This window comes from Streptomyces hypolithicus, assembly GCF_052934925.1.
In genome coordinates, this window is sequence record NZ_CM128811.1 from 2,675,763 (window position 1) to 2,699,927 (window position 24,165).

General features: G+C 70.0%; 24 protein-coding genes. 6 read left to right on the forward strand and 18 right to left on the reverse strand.

The genetic code is table 11. The features are described 5' to 3' along the window. Positions 1-180 precede the first annotated feature (180 nt). The 12 genes from ACU6WZ_RS12525 to ACU6WZ_RS12580 all read right to left on the reverse strand — a co-directional run bounded on the left by ACU6WZ_RS12525 (position 181) and on the right by ACU6WZ_RS12580 (position 10,052). A complete protein-coding gene (locus ACU6WZ_RS12525; RefSeq protein ID WP_447033381.1) occupies positions 181-1,656 on the reverse strand; it encodes an AICE element replication initiation protein in 1,476 nt (491 codons plus the stop codon). A gap of 2 nt (positions 1,657-1,658) precedes the next feature. Next, entirely contained in the window at positions 1,659-2,540 is an 882-nt protein-coding gene (locus ACU6WZ_RS12530; RefSeq protein WP_447033382.1) for a bifunctional DNA primase/polymerase, read from the reverse strand. A gap of 85 nt (positions 2,541-2,625) precedes the next feature. After that, positions 2,626-3,108, reverse strand: a complete 483-nt coding sequence (locus ACU6WZ_RS12535) for a hypothetical protein (protein ID WP_447033383.1) — start codon at positions 3,106-3,108, stop codon at positions 2,626-2,628. A gap of 22 nt (positions 3,109-3,130) precedes the next feature. After that, complete coding sequence (locus ACU6WZ_RS12540) at positions 3,131-3,283, reverse strand: hypothetical protein (RefSeq protein ID WP_447033385.1); 153 nt, start codon at positions 3,281-3,283, stop codon at positions 3,131-3,133. A 3-nt stretch (positions 3,284-3,286) separates the two neighbouring features. Next, positions 3,287-3,886, reverse strand: a complete 600-nt coding sequence (locus ACU6WZ_RS12545; RefSeq protein WP_447033386.1) for a hypothetical protein — start codon at positions 3,884-3,886, stop codon at positions 3,287-3,289. A 13-nt stretch (positions 3,887-3,899) separates the two neighbouring features. After that, the gene (locus ACU6WZ_RS12550; RefSeq protein WP_447033387.1) at positions 3,900-4,094 is read right to left on the reverse strand and encodes a hypothetical protein; all 195 of its coding nucleotides are present in this window, start codon (positions 4,092-4,094) and stop codon (positions 3,900-3,902) included. Positions 4,095-4,253: 159 nt separating this feature from the next. Further along, positions 4,254-4,505 (reverse strand): hypothetical protein, encoded by a 252-nt coding sequence (locus ACU6WZ_RS12555; protein ID WP_447033388.1) that lies wholly within the window; start codon positions 4,503-4,505, stop codon positions 4,254-4,256. Between the two features lie 140 nt (positions 4,506-4,645). Continuing rightward, positions 4,646-6,874 (reverse strand): P-loop NTPase family protein, encoded by a 2,229-nt coding sequence (locus tag ACU6WZ_RS12560; protein WP_447033389.1) that lies wholly within the window; start codon positions 6,872-6,874, stop codon positions 4,646-4,648. A gap of 86 nt (positions 6,875-6,960) precedes the next feature. Further along, positions 6,961-7,239 carry a hypothetical protein gene (locus ACU6WZ_RS12565; protein WP_447033390.1) on the reverse strand — a complete coding sequence of 93 codons (279 nt, stop codon included), beginning with the start codon at positions 7,237-7,239 and terminating at the stop codon, positions 6,961-6,963. 23 nt (positions 7,240-7,262) lie between these two features. Beyond that, positions 7,263-8,750, reverse strand: a complete 1,488-nt coding sequence (locus ACU6WZ_RS12570) for a DNA cytosine methyltransferase (RefSeq protein ID WP_447033392.1) — start codon at positions 8,748-8,750, stop codon at positions 7,263-7,265. 22 nt (positions 8,751-8,772) lie between these two features. Continuing rightward, positions 8,773-9,762 (reverse strand): DUF2637 domain-containing protein, encoded by a 990-nt coding sequence (locus ACU6WZ_RS12575; RefSeq protein ID WP_447033393.1) that lies wholly within the window; start codon positions 9,760-9,762, stop codon positions 8,773-8,775. Then, on the reverse strand, positions 9,759-10,052 hold the full coding sequence (locus tag ACU6WZ_RS12580; RefSeq protein ID WP_447033395.1) for a hypothetical protein: 294 nt from the start codon (positions 10,050-10,052) through the stop codon (positions 9,759-9,761). Before ACU6WZ_RS12580 ends, ACU6WZ_RS12575 begins: the two co-directional genes overlap by 4 nt. Positions 10,053-10,729: 677 nt before the next feature. On the opposite strand from ACU6WZ_RS12580, the gene ACU6WZ_RS12585 reads away from it, so the two are divergent. The 3 genes from ACU6WZ_RS12585 to ACU6WZ_RS12595 all read left to right on the forward strand — a co-directional run bounded on the left by ACU6WZ_RS12585 (position 10,730) and on the right by ACU6WZ_RS12595 (position 13,036). Continuing rightward, entirely contained in the window at positions 10,730-11,113 is a 384-nt protein-coding gene (locus ACU6WZ_RS12585; protein WP_447033396.1) for a GntR family transcriptional regulator, read from the forward strand. A 153-nt stretch (positions 11,114-11,266) separates the two neighbouring features. Further along, complete coding sequence (locus ACU6WZ_RS12590; RefSeq protein WP_447033397.1) at positions 11,267-12,052, forward strand: aminotransferase class IV family protein; 786 nt, start codon at positions 11,267-11,269, stop codon at positions 12,050-12,052. Between the two features lie 111 nt (positions 12,053-12,163). Then, entirely contained in the window at positions 12,164-13,036 is an 873-nt protein-coding gene (locus ACU6WZ_RS12595; RefSeq protein ID WP_447033399.1) for an SUMF1/EgtB/PvdO family nonheme iron enzyme, read from the forward strand. A 756-nt stretch (positions 13,037-13,792) separates the two neighbouring features. On the opposite strand, the gene ACU6WZ_RS12600 is transcribed toward ACU6WZ_RS12595, so the two are convergent. Further along, on the reverse strand, positions 13,793-14,176 hold the full coding sequence (locus tag ACU6WZ_RS12600; RefSeq protein WP_447033401.1) for a nuclear transport factor 2 family protein: 384 nt from the start codon (positions 14,174-14,176) through the stop codon (positions 13,793-13,795). Positions 14,177-14,245: 69 nt separating this feature from the next. Between ACU6WZ_RS12600 and ACU6WZ_RS12605 the strand changes: the two genes are divergently transcribed. Beyond that, positions 14,246-16,075 (forward strand): S9 family peptidase, encoded by a 1,830-nt coding sequence (locus ACU6WZ_RS12605; RefSeq protein WP_447033403.1) that lies wholly within the window; start codon positions 14,246-14,248, stop codon positions 16,073-16,075. A gap of 543 nt (positions 16,076-16,618) precedes the next feature. Continuing rightward, complete coding sequence (locus tag ACU6WZ_RS12610; RefSeq protein WP_447033405.1) at positions 16,619-17,431, forward strand: SURF1 family protein; 813 nt, start codon at positions 16,619-16,621, stop codon at positions 17,429-17,431. On the opposite strand, the gene ACU6WZ_RS12615 is transcribed toward ACU6WZ_RS12610, so the two are convergent. From ACU6WZ_RS12615 to ACU6WZ_RS12630, 4 genes are all read right to left on the reverse strand, one after another. Then, the gene (locus ACU6WZ_RS12615) at positions 17,401-18,810 is read right to left on the reverse strand and encodes a hypothetical protein (RefSeq protein ID WP_447033406.1); all 1,410 of its coding nucleotides are present in this window, start codon (positions 18,808-18,810) and stop codon (positions 17,401-17,403) included. The genes ACU6WZ_RS12610 and ACU6WZ_RS12615 overlap by 31 nt on opposite strands. Then, positions 18,807-19,466 (reverse strand): SigE family RNA polymerase sigma factor, encoded by a 660-nt coding sequence (locus tag ACU6WZ_RS12620; protein WP_447033407.1) that lies wholly within the window; start codon positions 19,464-19,466, stop codon positions 18,807-18,809. Before ACU6WZ_RS12620 ends, ACU6WZ_RS12615 begins: the two co-directional genes overlap by 4 nt. Positions 19,467-19,741: 275 nt before the next feature. After that, positions 19,742-20,743 carry an aspartate-semialdehyde dehydrogenase gene (locus ACU6WZ_RS12625; RefSeq protein WP_447034007.1) on the reverse strand — a complete coding sequence of 334 codons (1,002 nt, stop codon included), beginning with the start codon at positions 20,741-20,743 and terminating at the stop codon, positions 19,742-19,744. 67 nt (positions 20,744-20,810) lie between these two features. Next, positions 20,811-22,082, reverse strand: a complete 1,272-nt coding sequence (locus ACU6WZ_RS12630; RefSeq protein ID WP_447033408.1) for an aspartate kinase — start codon at positions 22,080-22,082, stop codon at positions 20,811-20,813. A 231-nt stretch (positions 22,083-22,313) separates the two neighbouring features. Between ACU6WZ_RS12630 and ACU6WZ_RS12635 the strand changes: the two genes are divergently transcribed. Beyond that, positions 22,314-22,853: a hypothetical protein gene (locus ACU6WZ_RS12635; RefSeq protein ID WP_447033409.1), complete on the forward strand. Its 540-nt coding sequence runs from the start codon at positions 22,314-22,316 to the stop codon at positions 22,851-22,853. Positions 22,854-22,858: 5 nt separating this feature from the next. On the opposite strand, the gene ACU6WZ_RS12640 is transcribed toward ACU6WZ_RS12635, so the two are convergent. After that, complete coding sequence (locus ACU6WZ_RS12640) at positions 22,859-23,983, reverse strand: hypothetical protein (RefSeq protein ID WP_447033410.1); 1,125 nt, start codon at positions 23,981-23,983, stop codon at positions 22,859-22,861. Positions 23,984-24,165: the final 182 nt, after the last annotated feature.

Sequence of the window (24,165 nt, forward strand, 5' to 3'; positions counted from 1 at the left end):
GCAGAGCCCTTCTCTTAGGAAAAAGGGAAGGGGGAGTTCCGTTGGTGGTGGGGTGCGACTCAGTGCGTGAAGAAGGAGCCGCTTCGCGGCGCGACCACCGGGCGGCGTACTACGCCGAACAGCAAGAAGAGCACCGTGGCGTGGTGCTCTTCTTGCTTGTTCACCCCGCGCTGTCGCGGTTCAGAACGCCGCTTCCTGCTGCTCTGGGGGCGGTCCCGCAGGCCGGGCCATTTCGATGAAGCGGGCGGTCTTGGTGCGGCCCCAGTCGATGAGGACGCCGCGGGCGGCCAGGGTCGGCTGGAGCCGCTTGAGGCGGTCGGAGAGGACTTTGCCGGTGGTGGGCCATCCCTTGGGCAGGGGGCGGTAGTCCTCGCCGGTGTAGAGCTGGGTGAGGCAGTGCAGCCACTCGGAGGAGGGCATCCGCTGCTCTGCTCTGGCGTCCAGGCCGGCGGCGTGCTTGAGGACGGTCTGCGCGAGGAGGTCGCCTTCGATGACGTCGTCGTTGAGGTCGTCCAGGCTGGCCCGGTAGGCGTTGAGCGCGCCGAGGCCGGTGGCCGCATCGAGCTGCGCGCACAGGTGCGCGAAGTCGGCCATCCGCAGATCGGTCGGGATGTCGGCTTCGGCGCCACGGACCTTGACGGTGAGGTCCAGGAGGGAGCCGAGGACGATGGGCAGGATCTCTTCGAACTCCGTCCACAGCTCCGCTTCGGTGCGGCGGACGCGGGGGCGTTCGAGGCGGAGCGGAAGGAGGCGTTCGGCGAGGTCGGGCCGGATGACGCCGACGTCGATGCCGGTCATAAGCAGCGGGCGCCGGTAGCCGACGCGGAAGACGTCCCCGTCGGTGAACAGGGCGCGCTTGACGTTCTCGGCTCCGGTGACGATGCAGCACATGGCGTCGGCGAGGTCCGGGGTCATGTGGGAGAGGTTGTCCAGGGCGGTGACCCATCCCGCGGCCACCGCCGCGATCAGGTTCTCCTCGTCCTTTGGCGCGCGGCGCAGGTCGCCGCTCATGCCCTCGATGATCCGCACGAGCATCCTGCCGCCGGTGGACTTGCCCGCCCCTTGCGGCCCGGTGAGGAACGGGGCGGGGACGGGAACGGACGGGCCCAGGCAGCCGATGAGCCAGGCGATGGCCAGGCACTCGGTCTCCGCGGTGGCGAAGTTGCACAGCCTCATCAACAGGTCGATGCCCTTGCCGTCGGTGTTCTTCGCGGGCAGGGGAAGTTCCCCGGTGAGCTGGGTGCGCCGCCAGCACACCTCACGCGGGTCGGGGATGAGGATGTCCCAGCCGGTGGGGTGGATGCGGACGGACTGCCCGTCGTCGCGCCCCAGGTCCAGCCACGTCGCCCCGTCGAACCCGGGGGCGACCCGGATGTGCACGGGCTGCACACCCTCGTACAGCGCGAGTGCCTCAATCAGGTCCAACGCCTCTTTGAGCGCGGACCCGTTGAACACACCGAACCCGCCCTTGAACAGCCCGACCATGAGTTCCTGGCGGTGGCTTCCCGTGGTGCCCTGGGAGCGGATCGGACGGGCCACGGGGTGGCCGTTCTGCTGCGCGTACACGGTCCCCTCCGCGGTGCGAAAGTACCGGAAGTGCTCCTGCGCGTACTCGGTGATGATCTCTCGGGCGGGTGTCTTCTCGTCGTCGGACATGGTCACACTCCCAGCCGGATACGGGCGTTGGCCCACGCGTCGGTGCAGTGCCGGGGCGACTCGCCCTTGGTCTGCGCGGCGGTGAACAGCCGCACGATGTGGTTCTCGGTGAGGCAGCCGCACCGGCCGTGCGTGGACAGCACGGCGAGGAACGTCCGGTACACGGTCGCGTGAACCGCGCTGTGGGCCTCAGCGATGCGCTGCTCCGCCATGGCGATACCGCGTTCCAGGTAGGCGGGCGTGCGGTGCCGGCACTCCCCGCCCCCCGGCAGTGCGGGCACGGTGAGGGCGTACGCAGGGCGGGCCGCGGCGGGGTGCTGCACGGCGAGCGCGCGAACGGCGTCCGGCAGGCGGGCCGTGGTGCCGGTGCCCGTTCCACGCCATCGGGCGTACGCCATCGTGGACTTGATGTCGACGCCCTCACGCACGGCGTTCACGGATCGCATAGTGCCCTGGTAGATCCAGTGCTCACCCCGGGTGGTGGGCACGGTCCGGGTGGGCGGCAAGCTCTCACGCGCCCAGGTGACGGCCGCGGGGGTGTCAAGGTCGACCACGGTGAGCCCCGCACCGCCCGGGTGGTAGGCGACCGCAGTGGCAGCCCGCCAGGAGGACGCCCATGCCGGGGAGTCGAGGGTGTTGAAGTCGGTGGTGGCGGCGGCCCAGCCGTGGCACGGCGCGGGGCACTCGCAAGCGCCGGCGACCTTCATGTGCGGTCGTCCGCCGCAGGCGTTGGCCTTGCAGTCGGGGCAGTTTCCGAACGGGACCTTCCCGGCGCGCAACGGCAGGACCGGCACTCCCGCTGCGGCAAGGCGCAGTGCCGTCCGCAGGCTGTCACCGGCGGGCGGGATGCTGCGGGGCAGCGCGGTCTTGAAGTCTGGTGTCATGCTGGGGGTTCTCCTGTTTCTGTGAAGGGGCGGAGAGCCGGGGCGGTCGTGGTCTTGTGGTGAGAGGCGACCGCCCCGGGCACAGCTACTGCTGCTTCGCCCACTGGGCGTACTGCTGGCGGGTGTAGTTGCGGGGGTTGCAGATCACCGTCGCGCTGTCGGCGTCCATGAGCCGGCGGGCTGCCTCGTGGGCCAGGTCGGCGGCGTCGTAGGCGCGTCCTGCGGGTTCGTCCTGGAGCGCGATGCGGTCCAGAACGGCGGCCTTGCGGAGCCAGTACTCACGTCCGATGCCTTCGCCCCGTGGCTTGCGGAGAACGTCGCGGGCCGTGCGGGCGGCCCATCCGATCTCGCTCACGATGCTCGGGGCGAGCTTGTAGGCGGTCTCCGGGTCCGGCCACACGTCGCTGTATCCGGTGTCCGAGTGGTGGTCGGCGGTGAGGTACAGCCGCTCGTCGTCGGTGTGCCGGGCGGGCAGTCGGCGGACGGCCCCGGTGTGGAACACACCCTTCAGCGCGATGGTGATGCGGTCGGTGTCGGCGGGGTCGCAGATGACGCGGATCTCGAACACGGCGGTTCTCCTTCTCCGGTAGTCAGGCGCAGGTGCAGTCGGGGCGTTCGCTGGAGCCGTCGGCGCCGCACCCGCAGCAGTGCGCGAACGGGTAGGGCTCACCGCCGTCCATCGGGTCGCACAACTCGCAGTCGATGTATTCGTCGTCCTCGAAGTCGGCGAGGTCTTCGGTCATGGGTCAGTGCTCCTCGGTGGTGGGGAGTTGGGGCAGTCCGGCATGGGCCAGTGCCCGGGGGTCGAAGCCGGGCAGGGTGGCGCGGGTGATGAGCGCGGTGGCGAGCTGTTCGGCGTATGCGGCGCCGGTGCGGGCGACTTCGATCTGCGCACCGGCGCGGAGCGCTTCGACGCGCTCGGTGTGGGCGTGTTCGGCGCGGCGGCCGGTCATGGTCCGCTCGAACGCCACCGTGGCGTTGCGCTCGGTGCGCCAGTGCCGGGCCGCTACCGCGTACGCGAGGACGGTGGCGAGGACCCACAGCAGCAGCGGGAGCGACAGGCCGTCGGCGTATCCGGCGACTCCGGCAAGCGCGAGCGCGCCCGAGGCCGCGAACGCGGTTGCGGCGATGACCGGGTCTCCGGAGCGGCCGGCCGCCGCGAGTGCGCCGGCCGCGGCGGCTGCGGTGGCGAGGGCGGTCATCAGGAGGGCGTTGCCGATGCTGTGCTGGGCGCCGTTGGCGTTCCAGATCCGGGCGAGGATCAGCACGGTGGACGTCGCCAGCGCGGGGGCCGCTTTGGGTGCGGCGAGGGTGAGCCAGTGGCGGGCGAGGAGGGGTTCGTTCATGGCGGTGCTCCTGTCAGAAGTCGATGGAGCGCACGGAGGTGATGACGTCGGTGGTGAAGCCGTTGATGGGTCCGGAGGCGCCGGTGGAGGCGAGGAAGAACCCGAAGCCGACGGCGATGAACGCCGATCCGAAGCCGAGGGACTTGCCGCGCAGGAGGAAGAACAGGACCAGGCCGAACAGTGCGACCAGGGAGATGGTTATGCCCATGAGTTGATCTCTCTTCCATGATCGGGAAGGACTGGATACGGTGGGCGGCCCCGGGGTGCTGGCAAGCTCAGGGGTAGAGCGGCGACCGCGCCCATCTGTCCCTGGCAAAGTGGGGGGTCCGTCTTATGACGGGCGGTCGCCGTTCGTCTTGGGTGCCGGTCAGTGGGCGCCTTCGCGGTAGAGGCGCTGGGCTCGGTTGAAGATCCAGCGGCCGACGCGTATTCGGCGGCCGGTGCGCTTGCAGCGGCGGCAGTCTTTGCCGCGCTTGGGGCGTCCCTTGCGGTCGTTCTTGATGACGTAGCCGAAGCCCCTGCACTTGCGGCAGCGGCCGAACGGGCTTCCCGCACACATCGCGACATAACAGAGTGTGACGGTGAGTAGGCAGGCGATAGCGGCGGCGATGGGGGTCATGAGGGCCCTTCCAGGCGGGTTTCCGGGGTTTCCGCAGGTGGGGTGCTATGCGCTAGATCGCTGGTGGGATGTGGTTTCGGGTGCTAGCAGGGGTGCTACCGGTAGCGGGTCGACCCGCTACCGGTAGCGCGCTCGGAGGGTCAGGCCGCTCCGGCTTTTCCGTCACGCTCCGCGATCGCGGTGGTGACGTCGGCGCGGACGATGCCGCGGCGGGTAGTGCGTGCTCCGTCGTCGGTCGTGCCGGCGACGCCCTGGGTGCGGACGCCGTGGGGCTTGAGGGCGGAGGTGACGTTCTCGCCCTTCCACCCGCGGTAGACCTCCGGGCGCAACTCCTCCAGGCGGGCGGCGATCCGCTCGTTCCACACCCGCTCCTCGGTGGTGGGGACGACGGCTGCGATGTCGGCGAGCAGGTCGTAGACCGGGCCCGTGCTTGCTGTGCTCTCCTCTCCGAGGGCGAGCCCGGACAGTGTCCCGGCGGCCTTGCGGGCGGCGAGGGCGCGCTGGGCGACGCGTTCGGTGTCGGGGGTGTCGAGGTAGGCGGTGCGGACGACGACGGGCAGGGTGCTGGCCCCGGACAGGTAGCCGATGCCCGCGTCGATCTCGGGGCGGAACGCGGTCGCGCGGACCCCGTTCTTGTACGCGCTCGTACCGAGGATCATGTCGTTCTCGATCTGGCCTGCGACTTTCAGGCAGAACCGGATGGAGACGTTGCCGCTGATCCCGGTCGGCAGCGAATCCTTGTCCGGGCGCTGGGTGGCCAGGACCAGGACGACACCGAGAGCGCGGCCGACCTTGATGACGAACTCGGCGTCCTCGCCGGCCTGCTTGCCGTACTTGGAGTGGGCGAACAGGTTCTGGCACTCGTCGAACACCGCCAGCAGCGGCCACAGCTTCAACGACCGCTTGTCGGCGATCTGCCGGGTGATCCGCTTGTCCGGGCACAGGTCGCGGGGCAGCTTCTTCATCGCCGCGGCCCGGCGCATCACCTCAGCCCGCAGCAGGCTCATCGACTCTGCCGAGTAGCGGATCGACTCGTCATCGATGCCGGAGACGAACCGGTGCGAGAGCGGGGCGAAGGAGTCCAGGTCTCCGGTGCCCTTGTTCTCGTGCGGCCACAGCTCCACTGTCGGGTCCAGCGCCGCACCGGCCAGGATCAGCCGCAGTGAACTGGTCTTGCCCTGCCCGGGCAGGGACCCGAACAGCATGTTGTGCTGGATGACCGGCATGGCCTGGGCACGGCCGCGCGGGTCCAGGCCGAACGGAATAGGCTTGAACACGTCGTGGCTGCCGCTCGTTGCCAGCGGCCACACCACCTTGTCCGTCTTGGACAGGTCCCGGTCCCCGACCCACAGGACCATGCGGCCCTCGTGCTCGTTGGGGTCGGCGTCGACCCACACGCAGCCCAGCGGGCGGCGCAGACCCGACGCGAGGCGCGAGCGGCGGTCGGCGACGTCGGAGACGGTCACACCGAGCGGCAGATCGATGTCCGCACGCCATCCCGGGCCCTCGCGGGTGATCGGGGCGACGAACTTGATGCCCTCCTGCCCCTTGGCCACAGCGGAGGTGATCTGCCCGATGCCGATGGACGCCATGGCCTTGACGACCATGTCTCCGGTCAGCTTCTGCACCTCGGGCTTGATGACCGCCCGCGTCGACAGCGGCGCGTCGGCCGGCGCACCGAGCAGACCGAACCCGAGCACCCCCAGCACCGCGGTAACCGTCTGGGTCAGTGGACTGGCACCGTAGACCAGCCACAGCACCGTGCCCAGCGCGACCAGGGCGCCGAGGGCGGTCACGACCATACGCAGCCGCACCCGGCGGTCGCGCTGCTTGGACAGCTTGAGGTACAGCTCCGTGTTCTCCCGCCGCGCCTCCGCCTGCCGCAGTGGCTCCCCCTCAGCATCGACCGACCAACGGCCGATCCTCGCGAGGAAGTTGAGGATGCCGCGTGGTGCGCGCAGGACGAGTTTCGGCCCGTAGACGGTGAGGGTGCGGACCGCGTGATAGCGGGCGGTGTGCCACAGGTGGCCGGTGAACCAGCGCATCGCGTCACGGAACTCGGGGGCCGACTTCATCCACGGCGGGACGATCGCCAGCCGCTTCGATTCCTTGATCTGCTCCAGCAGACCCGGACCCGACACCGTCGGCGCGGGCCTGTCGACCAGAGTCGGACGGGAGTCGTCCCACTCGTCGGCGTCCGGATCGGCCGACCCGGACAGCGACGGGTCGGGCGACGGGTCGGGCTTCGGGTCGGCCGACTCCGCGCGGGCCGACCGCGCCTTGTCCAGGTCGACCACCTGACGGCTGGAGTCGGTGTCCATCTCGGCTTCGAGCCTGTTGAACAGCTCGTTGTCATCGTCGTGATTCACTGCTGATTCCTTCCGGAAACGGAGGGTGAGGGGCCCGGACGTCGCTGTAGGAGGTGGGCGTCCGGGCCCTGCTTGTTCGGGGTGGGTCAGAGGTCGGTCAGCGCGTTGGTCGGGATCTCGTAGATGTCGGTCTCGCTGTCGACGCAGTCGAAGCGGCCCGGGGCGAAGTGGGCGTAGGCGACGTGGACGCCGTTGCCGTCGCGGTCGGTCGTCTCGTACACGTGGACGGCGACCGCCTCGCTGCGGCTGTGGCGGATCGCCGTACGCGCGGTGTCGATCCGCAGGCGCTGCGGGGAGCACCGAGCCGTGCGGGTGTCACCGGTGCGCTGCATCAGGGTGTGGAGGGTGACGGGACGCGGAAGCATGAGCGGGCTCCTTCGAGGAGGGTTCAGGCGGCGTTGGCGGCAGTGCGGGCGAGGGCGTCGGCGACGCGTCGGCCGATCCACTGGGCGACGTTGCAGGAGACGGCGTTTCCGGCCTGCATGGTCTGTTCGCCCTTGTTGCCGTGGACGATGTAGTCGGCGGGGAAGCGCTGCGCGAGGAGCTGTTCGCGGGGTTGGACCATCCGGTAGTGGCACTCCTCCAGCAGCGGGGCGGGCCGCAGGAGACCGGCGGAGTCGACGGTCGACAGGGTGTGCAGCGGCTCGCCCGTGGTCTTCGGTGCGGCGTTGCGGTACGGGATGACCAGGCCGTGGTGGTTGCCGCCCGCGGTGATGGTGGCGAGCGGGTCGGCGACCGGGGTCGCGGTGGCGTTGCGCCGGTATTCCACGACGAACGCCTGTGCCGCGTCGGGCGGGGTCACCAGGGTCTCGAAGCCCTTGGGGTTCGCGAGGCGGGTCCGCATCGGTTCCGCTGTGGTGGTGGCGGTCGTGTTCCAGGTGCCGCCGGCCGGGACCAGGACGGCCTCGCCGATTTTCACGGTGCGGGCTGGCAGCGGGGCGGTGTCGGCGGGGAACGCCCGTCCGTCGTGCCCGCCGTGGTTGACGGTCAGCACCATGCGCTGCTGCCCGAGCTGGGCCAGGCCGGCGCGGATGCGCTTGACGGTGTTCGCGGCCAGGGGGCGTTTGCCGTGCGCTGCCCGGTCGGCGATGCGGACCCCGATGTCACTCCAGTCGATGATGGCCGACGCGGGCCGTACGTAGGGCTCCACCAGGGCCTGGTGGCAGGCGCGGTTCGGGCAGCGGTAGTCGTACTGCTGCTTGTACTTCCCCACCCGGCGCCCGTTGCGCCAGGACTGCACCGCGGCCACGTTCTGGCCGCACTCGGTGCACCAGGCGGCCGGGCGCGGGGCGAGATCGGGCAGCGGGACGCCCTTGCGGGTGAACACGACGTAGATCCGGTCGCGCCACTGCGGGGCCTGTTCGTTGTCCTCGCCCCCGACATGGGCCGATGAGACGGACACGACCTGCGAGGTGTAGCCGAGGTGGTGCATCCCGGTGCGCCACCACTCGAAGAGTTCCCAGTCCGCCGCGAACTCCACGACGTTCTCGCACAGCACGGCCGCGTACCGGTGGACCTCGGTCGCGCGGATCACGTCGTAGGCGGTTGCCCGGGTCCGCTCCCACGCCCCGGACTCGACCGGGCCGAACTCCTCAAGGTCGAAGCCCAGTTGCCCACGGGTGCGGCGGCGTCCGCCCGCTGGGCTGATCTCGGTGCAGATCGGCGACGCCCACAGCACGTCGGTGCGCGGCAGGCGCCGCATGTCGTAGTTGTTGATGTCCGCGCAGACATGCTCGGCACCGGGGTGGTTCGCCGCGTGGGTCTCGACTGCGACACGGCTGTGGTTCGCCGCGAGCGCCAGGTCGTACCCGGCGGCGACCAGCCCGGTGGACGAGCCGCCCGCGCCGCAGAACAGGTCGGTGAACGAAAGGCTCATGACGTGCACTCCTCGGTGTCGGTCATGCCGCGATCTCTTCGGAAGCGGTGGCGGGGTCGTCCACCGAGTGCAGCGGCCGGCCGTCGGCGCGCTCGGTCAGCAGCGCGTCCCGCAGCACACGGGAGTTGGCCGCTGAGCAGTGCAGCGTGGTGCGGATCGCTTCCGCGTTGACCGCGTCGTCGGGCCACATCGCGGTGGCCTCGCGGGCTTCGGCGAGGAGCTCCACCGCGGTGCGCGGTGCCTTCGGTGCCTTCGCCCTGGTGGTGCGCTTGCGCGGCGTCGGGTTCGGCTTGGCCCGCGGTGCCTCCGGGGCCACTACGGGAACGGGGTCCGGGGTGGGGGTCTCGCTCGCGGGGCTCAGCTCTCCGAGCTTGAGCAGGACCCGCTGCGGGCGGGGCGTCCTGGCGCGCCACCGGCGGCCGTGCTGTTCCCGCAGCTGTGCTCGGGCGAGCTGGCGTTCCCGCTCGCGCCCCAGCGCCTCGGTGTAGGAGGTGATCTCCCACAGCGTCATCCGGCGCCACAGGGCGAAGGTGGAAGGGAACGCGAGCAGCCACCGTGAGCGGCGGATCTTCTCCATCCGGCGTCCGGTGACCGCGCCGATCCGCGAGGCGTAGACATGGGCGGCGACCTCGGACAGGACCACCCACAGCAGCGGCATCGTGCCGTGCGCGAGCTTCGCGGACAGCGACGTGCCGGCCGCGACGTTCAGCCAGCACGTCACCCCGGTCAGCGCCCACGGCACGAACCGCACCCAGCCCAACGGCATGTCCGTACGGATCAGCAGCAGGAACGCGGCGGTGAACACCGGGATCGCGATGTCGATCCCGACCGGCAGCATCCACGGGGAGGTGAACCCCCAGCGGGCCGCCGCGTGGGACACCGCCTCGAACGACGATGCCAGACCCAGCCCGCCCACACCCGCCGCGAGTACCGCGACCACACCCAGCAGCCACGTCTCCGGCCTCGACAGCGGCGGCACCGTCGGCGGCTCCATCACGGTCGGCGTCGTCATGCCGCCACCCCGCTCCGGCGCGGCTGCCGGCGGGCCGTCCGTGCCCTCAGGATCGGGACCACGTCGAACAGCTCCGGGAACGCCTCGATCACCTCAGCGGCGACCTGGCTCACCCGGTCCGGGAAGTCGGGGTCGTCGGCGAGGATGTCCCGGGCCGCAGCCAGCCGGGCCACCCGCTCCATCTCGCTCTCGTCCTCAACACCCAACCACAACTCCAGCGGAGTACCGAGCGCCAGCTCCACGAAGTCCTCAGCGGTGACGGCCTGGTGGCCGCCGATGTAGGTACGCATGGATCACTCCTGATGTCGTCGCAGCGATGAAGGGACGTGCACCGGGCGGCCTCGGTCCGTGGTGAGAGGCAGCCGCTCCGGCGTGGAACCCGTACTTCCGGCTCCCCTCAACCCCGCCCGCCCGTACGGCTCGATGGCCGGACGGGCAGGGGAGGCAACCGGCCGCAGCGCGAGGCGCTACGGAAGGGTCGACAGCCGCACGACCCGTCCGCCCCGTGGGGTGAACGCGGCCATGCAGCAGGTCACGCGATGACGCGGAGGGCGTTGTCGCCGTGCTGGTCAAGCACGGGCGACGCCTACGTTCTTAAGTCGCTCATCAGGACTTCCTCTCTTCTTCGGCGGTCAGGGATCACACACTGCAAGGGGGACCAAATCCCCACTCTCCGGCCGTTGCTCGCGGTCACCGGGCCACCTCGCCAGTCGGGCACAAGCCCTGTCCTCTGGCCTTTAGCGGGATTGCAGCGTCCCCGCCCTCTACGTCTCTGCGGTCGTGCTAAGTCCCTCCGCGCTCATCTCTGAGCACGTCGGGGTCGGGCGCCTTCCACGATCCGAGAACCAAGGAAGCTGAGCGACCTAGGCCGCTTGCCGTTGATGGAGAAGCTACCTAGGTCGCTTCGTAGTCGTCAAGGGGTTAGGGACTCCAAGTTCGAGCGACCTAGGTCAAGTACGCTTTCGGTGTGGACTCACAGACGAAGAGGAAGCCCAACGCCCGCGAGATCGCCGCCAGACTCAGAGAGGAGATCGCCGCAGGAACATTCGCCCCGGGGGCTCGTCTCCCTGGCGGCAGGTCGTACGCCAGCAAACTTGGCGTCTCCCTGATGACGGTGCAGAACGCCTATTCGCAGCTCCGAGAGGAGGGACTGGTCGAGGGAGTCTCGGGTAGCGGTACGTACGTTCGTGACCCCGCCCCGGGTGAGGAAGCCCCCCGCGAGTCGGCCAAGCGCGTCATGGACCTGCAAGCTGAAGTGGCACGAGTCTCGACCGAACTGGCCGGCCTTGCGGAGCGGGTCAAGCAACTTGAGTCCGCGGTTGGTTCCGTCGGAGGGAATCCGGCCTCGTAGCGTCTCGTGCGGTGCGCTCGTCGTCATGGCTTAAGCCTGTCCCGGCGAGCGTCCGACCGGTACGCACTCCGACTGCCCTCGCACCGAACTAAAGCGAACTATTGGCCTGCAATGGGGTGTTGGCCTGTCCTGATGGGCTGTAAGACTGGCTGCATGGCCGAACTCAACGGGAACTCCGTCACCCTCGACGACCTCCAGGGCCTCGCCCTCACCAACTACGGGCACTTCACGTCCATGCGGATGGAGGACGGCACCGTCCGGGGCCTGTCCCTCCACCTCGACCGTCTCACTAGGGACTGCCGCATCGTCTTCGGCGTTGACCTAGACCGTGAGCGGACACTGGGGTACATCCGCAAGGCAGCCGACGGCGTGACCGGCATCGCGGGTCTCCGAGTGACCGTCTTCGACCCCGCACTCGACATGGGCCGCCCAGTAGAAGGCAAGGACCCGCACATCCTGGTGAACCTGCGGCCGGCGGGTGCTATGCCGCCCCCGCCGCTCACCGCGAAGACCTTCACTTTCACCCGGGACAACGCAGAGGTGAAGCACATCGGCCTGCACCCTCAACTCCGACTCCGTCGTGAAGCACAACTCGCGGGTTTCGACGACGCCGTGTTCGTCGAACCCGACGGAAGGGTGTCCGAGGGCGGCACCTGGAACCTGGGATTCGTGGATCAGGAGGGCACGGTCATCTGGCCGGAAGCCCCCGTCCTGCCCGGCACCACGATGCTCCTCCTTCAGTCACTCGATGCACCGAAGCAGATCACTGCCCCGGTACGGCTCACCGACATTCCGAACATGACCGCCGCGTTCGCCACCAACACGAGCATCGGCGTGCGCGCGGTCAGCGCGATCGACGACGTGCAGTTCCCCCAGGTCCACCCCGTGCTCACCGCGCTGTGTGACGCCTACATCAACATCCCCGGCGAGCGGCTGTAGACGCCATGCCGCCGCCTCGCGAGGGGCGGCGGCTCCTACTTGAGGTAGCCCATGCCACTCGTAACGAAATGGACCGGACGTGAAGTTAGGGCCCTACGTACGGCCGCACGCATGAGCCTCATGGAGTTCGCCGAGAAGCTCGGCGTCTCTGACCGAATCGTCTCCCGTTGGGAAGCCGACGGTGAGACGGCCACCATCCGCATGGTGAATCAAGCCGCCTTAGACACGCTGCTTGCCAAGGCCGACCGCGACGCGCAAGGCCGCTTCGTCGGCATCCTCGCCGCGGACGACGTCCCCCTGCATCCCGTGATCGAACCGAGCGAGGACGAGACGAGCAGCGGCGAATACGTGAGACACCCTGGTGACGGGAAGCTCATAGCGCATGTCCCAGAAGGCATATTCCTGGCCGGAGCCGAAGACGAGCCCGTGTGGGTGGACGAGTTCCACATCGACACGTTCCCAACGACGAATGCCGACTACGCGCGCTTCTGCGCGGCGACCCGTCGCCGGCCGCCCGAGCACTGGGAGAACGGTCGGTGTCCCCGCGAGTTGTACGACCACCCCGTCGTGCACGTCACCTGGCGGGACGCGAACACCTACGCCGAATGGGCAGGGAAGTCCCTGCCGACCGCTGAACAGTGGGAGAAGGCCGCGCGCGGCACCACGGGCCGTACCTTCCCGTGGGGTAACCAGAAGACGGCGGCCAAGTGCAACGTCCGGGAGACCGGAGTCGAGCGGACGACGTCCGTCTCTCGGTACCACTCCGGTGTCTCGCCCTACGGCGTGTACGACATGGTTGGCAACGTCTGGGAGTGGTTAGCCACCCCGACCACTTCGGGCCGCTACGAACTCCGGGGGAGCGCGTTCACGAGCCCACTGTTCCGTGGCGTCCCCGCCGTCCCGAATGACGCCAGCGACATGATGCACGACGACGACACAGGGTTCCGATGTGTCGCTGCGCAGATATCTGACCAGCCCGGATGACCGTTGTTCCGCATCACAGTAGGGGGCCAAACGGGGGGCCAACCAAGACAGTCCCTCTCGCACTCCCGTGGACGACTACGGACAGAACTTCGCTGTCCCACGCAGGTCACACGCTTGCGGCGCAAGGCCGGTCAGGTACATGATCGCGTTCGGGACGAAGAGGTCGTGGGTTCAAATCCCGCCACCCCGACAGCTGAAACACCAGGTCAGGGGCCTGATCCGCATCGCGGGTCGGGCCCCTGAGTGGTTGTGGGGGCCGTTTTGGGAGCCGAGCTTGGGATCTGGCTCCCCACAGTTCTGTGCCGATCGCGCTCAGGAGTTGTCCGGGATGTACGGCGCACTCCCTGAGTCCCGAGCGAACAACCAGACGAAAAGGTAGAGCGGGGCGAACAGGACAGCCACCGCCCTGCCATCGCGGTGATCATGACCCTTCATTGCCAAGATCCTGAATGCGGTAAGGGCACCGACCAGCATCAGCGCAGGCCATACGTAACCGCACTGCAACAGGAACGCGAAGGACAGCACTGCTGTCGACGGCGCCCGCCACTCAAGTGCCTGGCCAAGGTCCCAGCCCAAATGCCTCCGCTTCGGCAACGCAACGAGCCTACGCCGCCGTACACCGTCGATGCCGAATGGGTCGACAGCGCCACAAACACCGACCTGCTACCGGTCCGCCGCGCGTTCCAGGACGTTCTCCGCCAGCCCCTTCGTTGGCCTGACAGCCGGAGCGCGGGTGGCGGGTGCGGCCCCGGCTGATCAGTAGCGCTCCACCAGGTGTGCCCGGCCCGTCGGGGGCTCGTACGGCTCGGGCCAGAAGTCGGTGATTGTTGCGATGCGGCCTTCCGTGTCGGCCGTGAAGAAACTGACGGCGTGCAAGTCCTTTGCGGCGCCTACCGTGACACGCGCCCAGGTGACGACCTCGCCCGTGTCCGGGTCGGCGACGGTGCGTCGGGTGCGCAGGTGCCAGTCGCCGGGATAGTCCCGGTTGAAGCGGACGAAGTTCTCCTTGCCGTGGATGCGCTCGCGGGTCTGTGGGAGGTCGTAGCGGACGTCGTCGGCGAGCGTGACGGCGAATGTTGTCCAGTCGCGGTTCTCGGCGGAGGTCCAGTATGTGTCAACTGTCTTGCGCAGCTTGGTCATCTCAGGAGGATGCACGCCCGCACTGACAGTGGTGGGTTCGTTGTCAGTGGGGCGGCGCAGAATGGGGGCATGACTGATGACACCGGGTCGATGCCCGACTGGGAGAAGCGCTTCCGGGCGCCCCGCGTTTCGCTGCCCGACTGGGCGGACGACGCGCCGGACCGGGCGCTGTTCGTGTCCAACGCGACCGGGACGTATGAGTTGTACGCGTGGGACCGGGCGACCGGGGCGCAGCGGCAGGCGACCGACCGGCCCAACGGGACCACGGACGGCGTGCTGACACCCGACGGCGAGTCGATCTGGTGGTTCAGCGATACGGACGGGGACGAGTTCGGGGTCTGGATGCGGCAGCCGTTCGCGGGCGGGGCCGACGAGCCGGCGGCGCCGGGGCTGGAGGCGTCGTATCCCGGCGGCATCGCGCTCGGGCGGGGCGGGACGGCGGTCGTGGGCCGCTCGACCGACGAGGACGGGTCCACGGTGCATGTCGTACGGGCCGGGGCCGAGCCCGTCGAGGTCTACCGGCACCGGGAGTCTGCCGGTGTGGGGGATCTGTCGCACGACGGGTCGCTGATCGCCATCGAGCACACCGAACACGGCGACGCGATGCACTCCGCGCTGCGCGTGATGCGGCTGGACGGGGCGGCCGTGGCGGAGCTGGACGACACCGAGGGCGGTGTGGTGGAGCTGGGGCTGGAGGTGCTCGGGTTCGCGCCGGTCGACGGGGACACCCGGCTGCTCGTGGGGCACCAGCGGCGCGGGCGCTGGGAGCCGATGGTGTGGGACGTGGCGTCGGGTGAGGAGACGGAGCTGGGCATCGAGCTGCCGGGCGATGTGTCGGCCGAGTGGTACCCGGACGGGTCCGCGCTGCTCGTCGCGCACAGCTACGAGGCGCGCAGTGAGCTCTGGCAGTACGACTTCGCCACGCGGCAGTTGGTGGCGGTGGCGACGCCGGCCGGGACGGTTTCCGGGGCGACGGCCCGGCCCGACGGGTCGGTGGAGTTCCTGTGGTCGTCGGCCGCGGAGCCGCCGGTGGTGCGGTCGACCTCGGGGGAGGTCGTACTCGACCCGCCGGGGATGAAGGCGCCGGGGTCCGTGCCGGTGGAAGACGTGTGGGTGGAGGGGCCCGGGGGTCGCATCCATGCGCTGGTGCAGCGGCCGGGTCGGGGTGCTGGTGGTGGCTCTGGTGAGGGTGCTGGTGGGGGTGCCGAGGGGCCGTTTCCTACGGTCTTTGAGGTTCATGGGGGGCCCACTTGGCACGACAGCGACGCGTTCGCTGCCGGGCCTGCGGCGTGGGTGGATCACGGGTACGCGGTCGTACGGGTCAACTACCGGGGGTCGACCGGGTACGGGCGGAAGTGGACGGACGCGCTCAAGCACCGCGTCGGGCTGATCGAGCTGGAGGACATCGCCGCGGTCCGTGACTGGGCAGTCTCGTCCGGCCTCGCCGACCCGGACCGGGTGGTCCTCGCGGGCGGCTCGTGGGGCGGCTACCTGACCCTGCTCGGGCTCGGTACGCAGCCGAAGTCGTGGGCGCTGGGGCTGGCGGCGGTGCCGGTCGCGGACTACGTCACGGCGTACCACGACGAGATGGAGGCGCTGAAGGCGATGGACCGTACGTTGCTGGGGGGCACGCCGGAAGAGGTGCCGGAGCGGTTCGAGGCGTCCTCGCCGCTGACGTACGTCGATGCGGTGCGGGCCCCGGTGTACATCTCGGCGGGCGTCAACGATCCCCGGTGCCCGATCCGGCAGGTCGAGAACTACGTGGAGCGGCTGTCGGCGCGGGGGGCGGTGCACGAGGTGTACCGGTACGACGCGGGGCACGGGTCGCTGGTGGTGGAGGAGCGGATCAAGCAGGTTCGGCTTGAGCTCGACTTTGCGGCGAGGTATTTGGGCGGCTGAGGGGGGTGGAGGCGGGCTCGGAGGCGGGCTCGGGGGCGGAGGCGGGCTCGGAGGCGGGCTCGGGGGCGATTTAGCGGGGGTTCGCTCTACGCGCCGGGCGCGGGGGTGGGGCCGCGTGTCGGTGCCTGCGGCGCTGTCCCCTCCCCGCCCCTTCCCAAAACTGGGGCAGGCCCCAGACCCCTGGACGCCCTGCGGGCGTGTCCTCAAACGCCGGACGGGCTGGACGTGGGCGCGGGCGGGAGGTGGAGGAGCCCCGCAAACCAGCCGGCGTGTTCTCAGGCGGCGGAAGGGTCCCGGCGCGTGGTCGGTGTGGGCCTTGGGCGCAGGGGACCTCGGGCGCAGGGGGCCATGGGCGCAGGGGACCTTGGCCGCGGTGGGGCACAGGGGGCCGCAGTGGGGCACAGGGCCGCGGTGGGGGTGCGCGCGCTTCGGCGGCCCTGAGGGCCCTCGCGTGGGTCTCGGGTACCGGACGGGCTGGAAGTGGAGCAGGGTGGAGGGGCCCCGGGCTGGGAGTGGTGGGGGTGTGGAACGTACCTTGGTGGGGTGTATCGGTTCCTGCTGACGCCCCGGTGGCTGGGTATCCATCTCTTCGTCGCGCTGGCCATCCCCTTCTGCGCCTTCATGGGGTCCTGGCAGCTCGGCCGGTTCGAGGACCGCGTCGAGACCCACCAGGCCGCCGAGGAGAAGCCCGATCCCGGCCAGCAGACCGCCGCGCCCCTCGCCGAGCTGCTGCCCGTCGACAAAGAGACGTCCGGGCGGCCCGCGACGGCGACCGGTCGTTATGCCGAGCAGTTCACCGTGCCCGGGCGCGAGCTCGACGGCAAGCGTGGCGCGTACGTGCTGACCCTGCTGCGCACCGACGACAGCAAGGCCCTCCCCGTCGTACGCGGCTGGCTGCCGGCGGGGGCCGACGCCCCTGCTGCGCCCGGTGGCGAGGTCACCGTCACCGGGGCCCTCCAGGCGTCCGAGAATTCGGGCACCGACGGTGTGCGCACCGGTGGTGGGCTGGCGCCGGGACAGCTCGGGATGATCAGTGCCGCGTCGCTCGTCAACGTCGTTCCGTACGACATGTACGACGCCTGGATCACCCTCGGGGACGGTGACTCCGGCTTGGCCGCCGTGCCCGCCGTCGCCCCGCAAGGCAGTGGGCTGGATCTGAAGGCGTTCCAGAACCTCGGCTACACCGGCGAGTGGTTCGTCTTCGCCGGCTTCGTCGTCTTCATGTGGTTCCGCCTCATGCGCCGCGAGGCCGAAGCCGCCCGCGATCTCGCCCTCGGGATTCTGCCCGAGGGGGAGGTGGCACCGGGCGGGGAGGCCGGGGCGCCTTACGAGGCTTCGAGCACGCCCGTCCGATAGATCGTTCCCGCGCACGCGTTCGGGACCGTCGCCGCCGCGCTCGGCGCGCCCGACTCCGGTGTGTGCGTCACCGACACGCTGCCGTCCTCCGTGCCGCCGTCCTCGGTGCCGAGCTGCGTCTGCGTGCCCGTCTGCTCTCCCTCGCCCTCGCCTGTGCCGCCCCCGTCGCCCGTGCCGGTTCCGCCGACGTCACCCGTGCCGCCGTCCGCGGTGCCGGGGCCCGGACCGGGCCCCGGGCCCGGGTCTTCCGTGGGCGGGGGAGGTTCGGGCGTGGGGTCGGTGGTCGGGCAGGTGTCCGTGGGGACCCAGGCGAACTTCACCTCGTACGCCATGTCCGGTGCCAGCAACAGGCCGGTCGTCTCCTGGGAGGGGTCCGGCAGCCCGGCCGCCGCGTCCCCCGAGGTGTGCTCGACGACGTCGATCCGCGCCGAGTCGGCCGCCCCCGCCGCCAGGAAACTCACCGCGCCGCCGCCGGAGACCGCACACTCCGTGCCGGAGATGTTGACGATCCGGAACGTTCCGTAGACCTTGCCTTCGGAGTCGGGCGTGCCCGCCCCCGACGAGGCCACGCCAAGCTGAGTGGCGTCGCACGTGGGTGTCGCCACCCGCACGCCGCCCGGAGCGTCGGCCTCGTCGGTGCCGCCGCCCCTGCGGGTGCCCGAGGCGTCCTTCTCGCGGTCCCGCTCCTTGTTCTGCCGCTTCTTCTCTTCGTCCTTGGTCGCAGGCCCATCGGAGGACTTGTCCGCCTTGCCCTTCTTTGCGCCCTCGACCTCCTTCTCCCAGCCCGTGCCGCCGTGCGTGTCCTCGCCGTGGCCGGCGATCGAGGGGCGGTCGTCGGCGTCGCTGCCGGAGTTCGTCACGTGCACGAAGGCGGGCACCGCCATGCCGACGAAGACCGCGGCCGCCGCCATGCCGACAACGGCCTGGCGCCGCCTGGCGCGCCTCGCCGGGACCGCCTTGCGCAGGTGGTCGAGGGCGGCCTGGGAGGGTTCGAGGTCCTCCACGGCGCCGCGCAGCATTCTGCGGAGGGCGAGCTCGTCCGTGTCGAAGCCGCCGCTGGAGGCAGAGCCGGCGCCGAAGGCGGGGTGGGATGCGGAGTCAGAGCCGGCGTCAGATGCGGGGTCGGAGCCGGCGTCGGATGCGGGGGCAGAAGCGCCGTCGGATGCGGGGGCAGAGGCGCCGTCGGAGCCGCCGTCAGAGGCCGGGCCGCCGCCGCCAGCAGCGGCTTCGGCCTTCGTGCCCGTACCAATACCCGTACCCGGCTCGTTGTTCGTTTCGAGAAGCTCTTCGCGCTCGTTCGGCCCGTCGTTCACAATCGCTTTTCCAGTCAGGTCGTTCAACGGCCCGTCCGGCCCGTGCCGCTCTTGCTTGCCACTCATGCCGTCGCCTCCATGACGACGCGAAGCGCCGCGATGCCTCGCGAGCCGTACGCCTTCACCGAACCCAGGGATATCCCCAGCGTCTCCGCCACCTGAGCCTCCGTCATGTCCGCGAAGTACCGCAGGACCAGCACCTCGCGCTGACGCCGCTGGAGCCCGCGCATCGCCTTGATCAGCGCGTCCCGTTCCAGCTGGTCGTACGCCCCCTCCTCCGCGCTCGCCATGTCCGGCATCGGCTTGGAGAGCAGCTTCAGCCCCAATATGCGGCGGCGCAGCGCGGAACGGGAGAGGTTGACGACGGTCTGGCGCAGGTAGGCCAGGGTCTTCTGCGGGTCGCGCACCCGGTTGCGCGCGGAGTGCACCCGCACGAACGCCTCCTGCACGACGTCCTCACAGGACGCCGTGTCGTCCAGCAGCAGGGCCGCGAGACCCAGCAGGGAGCGGTAGTGCGCGCGGTAGGTCTCGGTGAGGTGATCGACTGTGGTGCCCGCGGCCACGGCCTCTTCAGTGCCCTCGCGCGGGGACGGTATACGGCTCTGACGTGCGGTCGGCATGGGAGCGATCACCGGCATGCCGCCGGGCGCGCGGGGCCGCCGGTACGGGCGCACTGCCGCGCCACGAGCCGGGACCACTGTGATATCGAGAACCTCTGCCACGCCTGTTGGACACGCTTCCCCCCGACAGGGTTGTACGCGCGAGGCACCGGGTTTGACGGTGTTGCGAACGCCCCCATGCGTACCCACCCTCCTGAATGCCCCAATAGTCACGTCCTCGCGACGTCTCGCCGGGGCGACCGCAAAGACGCTCCCCTCCCAACTGCCGGTTGCAGTAAGGCGGGGAGCGAATCGTCGAACAGAACAACGCCGCAGTTCAAGTGGTACAGACTTCGACTTCCTCACAGGGCGTTCACAGATTCTATGCAAGGTTCCGCTTATGTCGTCCCGAATTCCGCGGCGACCAGCTCGGCGATCTGAACGGTGTTCAGCGCAGCGCCCTTGCGGAGGTTGTCCCCGCACACGAAGAGTTCGAGCGCCCTGGGGTCGTCCAGCGACCGCCGCACCCGCCCCACCCACGTCGGATCGGTGCCCACCACGTCGGCCGGTGTGGGGAATTCGCCTGCCGCCGGGTTGTCGAACAGCACCACGCCGGGCGCGGTGGCGAGGATCTCGTGTGCCTGCCGGACCGACACCTCGGCCTCGAAGCGCGCGTGTACGGCCAGCGAGTGCGTCGTGACCACCGGGACCCGCACACAGGTGACGGACACCGGCAGGTCGGGGCGGTCGAGGATCTTGCGGGACTCGGCGCGGATCATAAGCTCCTCGGACGACCAGCCGTCCTCCATGAGCGACCCGGACCACGGCACCACGTTGAGCGCCACCGGCGCGGCGAACGGTCCTGTGTCGTCACCGACCGCGCGTCGTACGTCGCCGGGGTGCGTCCCCAGCTCCGTGCCCGCGACCAGGGACAGCTGCTCGCGCAACGCGTCGACGCCGGCCCGGCCCGCGCCGCTCACCGCCTGGTACGAGGACACGACGAGGCCGGCCAGCCCGAACTCGGCGTGCAGCGCGCCCACCGCCACGATCATCGAGAGCGTCGCGCAGTGCGGGCTCGCCACGATGGAGCGGGGGCGGGCCCGTACGGCATGCGGATTGATCTCGGGTACGACCAGCGGCACATCCGGGTCCGCCCGGAAGGCCGCGGAGTTGTCCACGACCACGGCCCCCTGCGCGGCGGCCACCGGCGCCCACCTGGCAGCCACGTCGTCGGGTACGTCGAACACCGCGACATCGACGCCCTGCAGGGCCTCTTCCGAGAGCCCGAGCACCTCCGTCTCCACCCCGCGCACGACCAGCTTGCGGCCGGCCGAGCGCGGGGAGGCGAGGAGTCTGATCTCGCCCCAGACGTCCTTGTGCTGCGACAGGATCTGGAGCATGACGGCGCCGACGACTCCGGTCGCTCCCACGACCGCGAGTGTCGGCCTGCCGTCCGTCACGTGCGGGTCACCTGCCGGTGCCGCCGTACACGACCGCCTCGTCGGAGTCGCTGTCCAGACCGAAGGCGGTGTGCACCGCGCGCACGGCCTCGTTCACGTCGTCGGCGCGGGTCACCACCGAGATGCGGATCTCGGACGTCGAGATCAGTTCGATGTTCACGCCCGCGTCGGACAGGGCCTCGAAGAAGCCGGCCGTGACGCCCGGGTTCGTCTTCATACCGGCGCCGACCAGGGAGATCTTGCCGATCTGGTCGTCGTAGCGCAGCGACTCGAACCCGACCCGGGACTTCGCCTTCTCCAGTGCGTCGATGGCCTTGCGGCCCTCGGACTTGGGGAGGGTGAAGGAGATGTCGGTCAGGGCGGTGGTCGCGGCAGAGACGTTCTGCACGACCATGTCGATGTTGATCTCGGCGTCCGCGATCGCGCGGAAGATCGCCGCGGCCTCGCCCGGCTTGTCCGGCACCCCGACGACCGTGACCTTGGCCTCGGAAATGTCGTGGGCGACTCCGGAGATGATGGCGTGCTCCACCTGCTGGTCCCCTAGCGGCTCGTTGCTGACCCAGGTCCCGCGCAGTCCGGAGAACGAGGACCGCACGTGGATCGGGATGTTGTATCGGCGTGCGTACTCCACGCACCGGTGCAGCAGCACCTTGGAGCCGGAGGCGGCGAGCTCCAGCATGTCCTCGAAGGAGATCCAGTCGATCTTCTTCGCCTTCTTCACGACCCGGGGGTCGGCGGTGAAGACGCCGTCGACATCGGTGTAGATCTCACAGACCTCGGCGTCGAGCGCCGCGGCCAGCGCCACCGCGGTCGTGTCCGACCCGCCGCGGCCGAGGGTGGTGATGTCCTTCTTGTCCTGGGACACGCCCTGGAACCCGGCGACGATGGCGATGTTGCCCTCGTCGAGAGCGGTGCGGATCCGGCCCGGCGTGACATCGATGATGCGCGCTTTGTTGTGGACCGAGTCGGTGATGACACCTGCCTGGCTGCCGGTGAACGACTGGGCCTCGTGACCCAGGCTCTTGATCGCCATGGCCAGCAGAGCCATGGAGATCCGCTCACCTGCTGTCAGCAGCATGTCGAATTCACGTCCGGCAGGGATCGGGGATACCTGCTCGGCGAGATCGATCAACTCGTCCGTCGTGTCGCCCATCGCCGAAACCACGACAACGACCTGGTGGCCGTTCTTCTTGGCATCGACGATTCGCTTGGCGACCCGCTTGATGCCTTCGGCATCGGCAACGGAGGAGCCTCCGTACTTCTGCACGACAAGGCCCACGTGCGCTCCTCGCTAGTCATTACTGCGGTCATCTCAGTTTACCGAGCAGACCGGCCCCGCCCACGCCGTTTCGCATCCTGAGATGTCGCGCTCAGGATGTGACCAAAACGTGTGCCATGCGGCCCCTGACCTGCTCGGTAGGGATGCCTGCCCCACCTTGCGTACGGTACGCAGAACGTGGGACGGGTCACATGGTCACAAGCGGCGCGTCGGCGTCGGCGGGGAGGCACGATGCGCGGTGCCGCGCCGTCTTCGGTGGCGATGGCGGTCCTGTGGGTGGAGGGGTGGGCACTGGTGGTGTCGCGTCCGTTCGTGAGCGGCGCGACGCCACGGCTGTGGGAGCTGCTGTGGCTACTCCCCATAGCCACCCCATTCCTCGCGCTGGCCGTCAGTCTGGTTACGGCGCTGCATGTACTGCCGTCCCTGGCACTCGGCCACTGGCTCGGGAAGCGGTGGGGCGACGGGAAGCGCTGGTGGTGGGTGGCCGCCGGGGTCGCCGTCGGGCTGGTGCCCGCGACCGGGCTGCCGATGCTGGCCTGGTACGGACTGGGGGACGGCCCGTTCTCTCAGGCGGACGCCGTCGGCTGGCCGGCGTCCGCCGGGGTCCTCTTCGGCTCGGCACTGCCGGCCGCGCTGGCCGCGCATGCGACGGTGCTTCGGGAGGAGGCGGGGCGTCCGGTCCGGCCGGTCGCACGGATCATCGCGTGGGGAGCACTCGCGGTGTCGACCACATTCGTGATCGCCCTGGCCGTCGCGACGGCGTCCGGCTGAACCGGCTATCGCAGGCGCTTCGACTCGCCGAGTTCGGCGGCCAGGGCCAGGGCCATGTCGCCCCTCGTGGGGGACGGGATCGGCTTCGCCGGGAAGCCGGCCGCCGCGCGGGTCTCGGCTGCGCGCCGGGCCACGTCCACCTCCGCCGGTTCGGCGCGGAAGGTGTCGGGCACGGCGTCGATGACCCGGCCGGCCTCCTCAGCGGCGTCGTACGCGGCCATCTCCTCGCGGCAGTCGGCGCAGATTCCTCCGACCAGCGTCACCACCGTCTCGGGTTCGTCGCAGCCGATGCAGATCATCACGACGCGGTTGACACGGGCCGGTGCGCTCGCACCGGTGGTGGGCTCGGGCGGCATCTTGGACTCCAGTCGGGTACGGGCGATCGCGCCCGGGCTGTGCAGCGGATTCGGCAGCCCGGAGGTCAGGGCCCGGGTCAAGTGGTCGGGGGTCGCACCACGCGCCAGCCAGGCGGCGGCCAGCTCCTCCAGCGCCTCGCACTCGGCGGCGGACAGCGTCATCCGGGGTTCGGTACGCCCGAGGCGGGCCAGGGTGCGGTACGCGGCGGAGCGTTCGGGGCGGGGTTCCTGCGGGGGCTCCGACTGCTCCTGCGGCCGGTGATCCGGCCGCTGGCCCGGCTGATGGTCCGGCTGATGGTCCGGCTGATGGTCCGGCTCGTGGTCCAGCTCGTGGTCCGGCTGCTGCTCCGGCTGCCTGGCCTGCTGGGTGAGGTCGATCCCGCTGAGGCTGCGGACGAACGCCTTCCACCAGCCGTCGTCCCTGGCCGTGTGGGAGTAGTACGTCCGCGTCACCCAGCGGAAAGTGCTGTCCTCCAGCTCCAAGTGCTCCTTGACGCGCCGCAGATGACCGGCGTCGGACAGGAAGTTCAGGGCCTTGGCGCAGGCCTGCTGGCCGTGGTCGGCGACGTTCGCGGCGAGGGCCTTGTAGCCGATCGCGGCGCCGTCCGGGAGCCGGTCGATACACGCGGCGATCGCCGCTTCCCTGGAGCGCAGATGTGCGAAGTCCGCTGCTCCGCGCGGGGCCTGGTCGGGGGCCGAGCGCTTCCCGTAGCCGGATTTGGCCTTGGGGTGTGCGGGCAGGGCGCGGGCGGCACTAAAATTGGCGTCAGCCACGGATCGAGCCTCATTCGATCTAGTTCGGCAAGACCCCGGTTGGTGTTGGCGCACCGGCCGGGGTCGTTCGTTGTCGCGAACCTAGAGCGTGAACACGCTCCGGCGCAACCCGATCACTCGAAGCGATCAGGGCTGATCCGTAAGGGTGTTGGTTGGGTGGTTGGGATTTCACCACAACCACC

What these genes read in the sequence shown, in the direction of transcription:
- ACU6WZ_RS12605 (WP_447033403.1), top strand. Translation starts at nt 14,246, where the DNA reads ATGACTGATGACACCGGGTCGATGCCCGACTGGGAGAAGCGCTTCCGG.
- ACU6WZ_RS12575 (WP_447033393.1), bottom strand. Translation starts at nt 9,762, where the DNA reads ATGACGACGCCGACCGTGATGGAGCCGCCGACGGTGCCGCCGCTGTCG.
- ACU6WZ_RS12530 (WP_447033382.1), bottom strand. Translation starts at nt 2,540, where the DNA reads ATGACACCAGACTTCAAGACCGCGCTGCCCCGCAGCATCCCGCCCGCC.
- ACU6WZ_RS12635 (WP_447033409.1), top strand. Translation starts at nt 22,314, where the DNA reads ATGCGCGGTGCCGCGCCGTCTTCGGTGGCGATGGCGGTCCTGTGGGTG.
- ACU6WZ_RS12565 (WP_447033390.1), bottom strand. Translation starts at nt 7,239, where the DNA reads ATGCTTCCGCGTCCCGTCACCCTCCACACCCTGATGCAGCGCACCGGT.
- ACU6WZ_RS12550 (WP_447033387.1), bottom strand. Translation starts at nt 4,094, where the DNA reads ATGGGCATAACCATCTCCCTGGTCGCACTGTTCGGCCTGGTCCTGTTC.
- ACU6WZ_RS12555 (WP_447033388.1), bottom strand. Translation starts at nt 4,505, where the DNA reads ATGACCCCCATCGCCGCCGCTATCGCCTGCCTACTCACCGTCACACTC.
- ACU6WZ_RS12590 (WP_447033397.1), top strand. Translation starts at nt 11,267, where the DNA reads ATGGCCGAACTCAACGGGAACTCCGTCACCCTCGACGACCTCCAGGGC.
- ACU6WZ_RS12625 (WP_447034007.1), bottom strand. Translation starts at nt 20,743, where the DNA reads ATGCTCCAGATCCTGTCGCAGCACAAGGACGTCTGGGGCGAGATCAGA.
- ACU6WZ_RS12545 (WP_447033386.1), bottom strand. Translation starts at nt 3,886, where the DNA reads ATGAACGAACCCCTCCTCGCCCGCCACTGGCTCACCCTCGCCGCACCC.
- ACU6WZ_RS12540 (WP_447033385.1), bottom strand. Translation starts at nt 3,283, where the DNA reads ATGACCGAAGACCTCGCCGACTTCGAGGACGACGAATACATCGACTGC.
- ACU6WZ_RS12570 (WP_447033392.1), bottom strand. Translation starts at nt 8,750, where the DNA reads ATGAGCCTTTCGTTCACCGACCTGTTCTGCGGCGCGGGCGGCTCGTCC.
- ACU6WZ_RS12595 (WP_447033399.1), top strand. Translation starts at nt 12,164, where the DNA reads ATGAGCCTCATGGAGTTCGCCGAGAAGCTCGGCGTCTCTGACCGAATC.
- ACU6WZ_RS12580 (WP_447033395.1), bottom strand. Translation starts at nt 10,052, where the DNA reads ATGCGTACCTACATCGGCGGCCACCAGGCCGTCACCGCTGAGGACTTC.
- ACU6WZ_RS12600 (WP_447033401.1), bottom strand. Translation starts at nt 14,176, where the DNA reads ATGACCAAGCTGCGCAAGACAGTTGACACATACTGGACCTCCGCCGAG.
- ACU6WZ_RS12615 (WP_447033406.1), bottom strand. Translation starts at nt 18,810, where the DNA reads ATGAGTGGCAAGCAAGAGCGGCACGGGCCGGACGGGCCGTTGAACGAC.
- ACU6WZ_RS12525 (WP_447033381.1), bottom strand. Translation starts at nt 1,656, where the DNA reads ATGTCCGACGACGAGAAGACACCCGCCCGAGAGATCATCACCGAGTAC.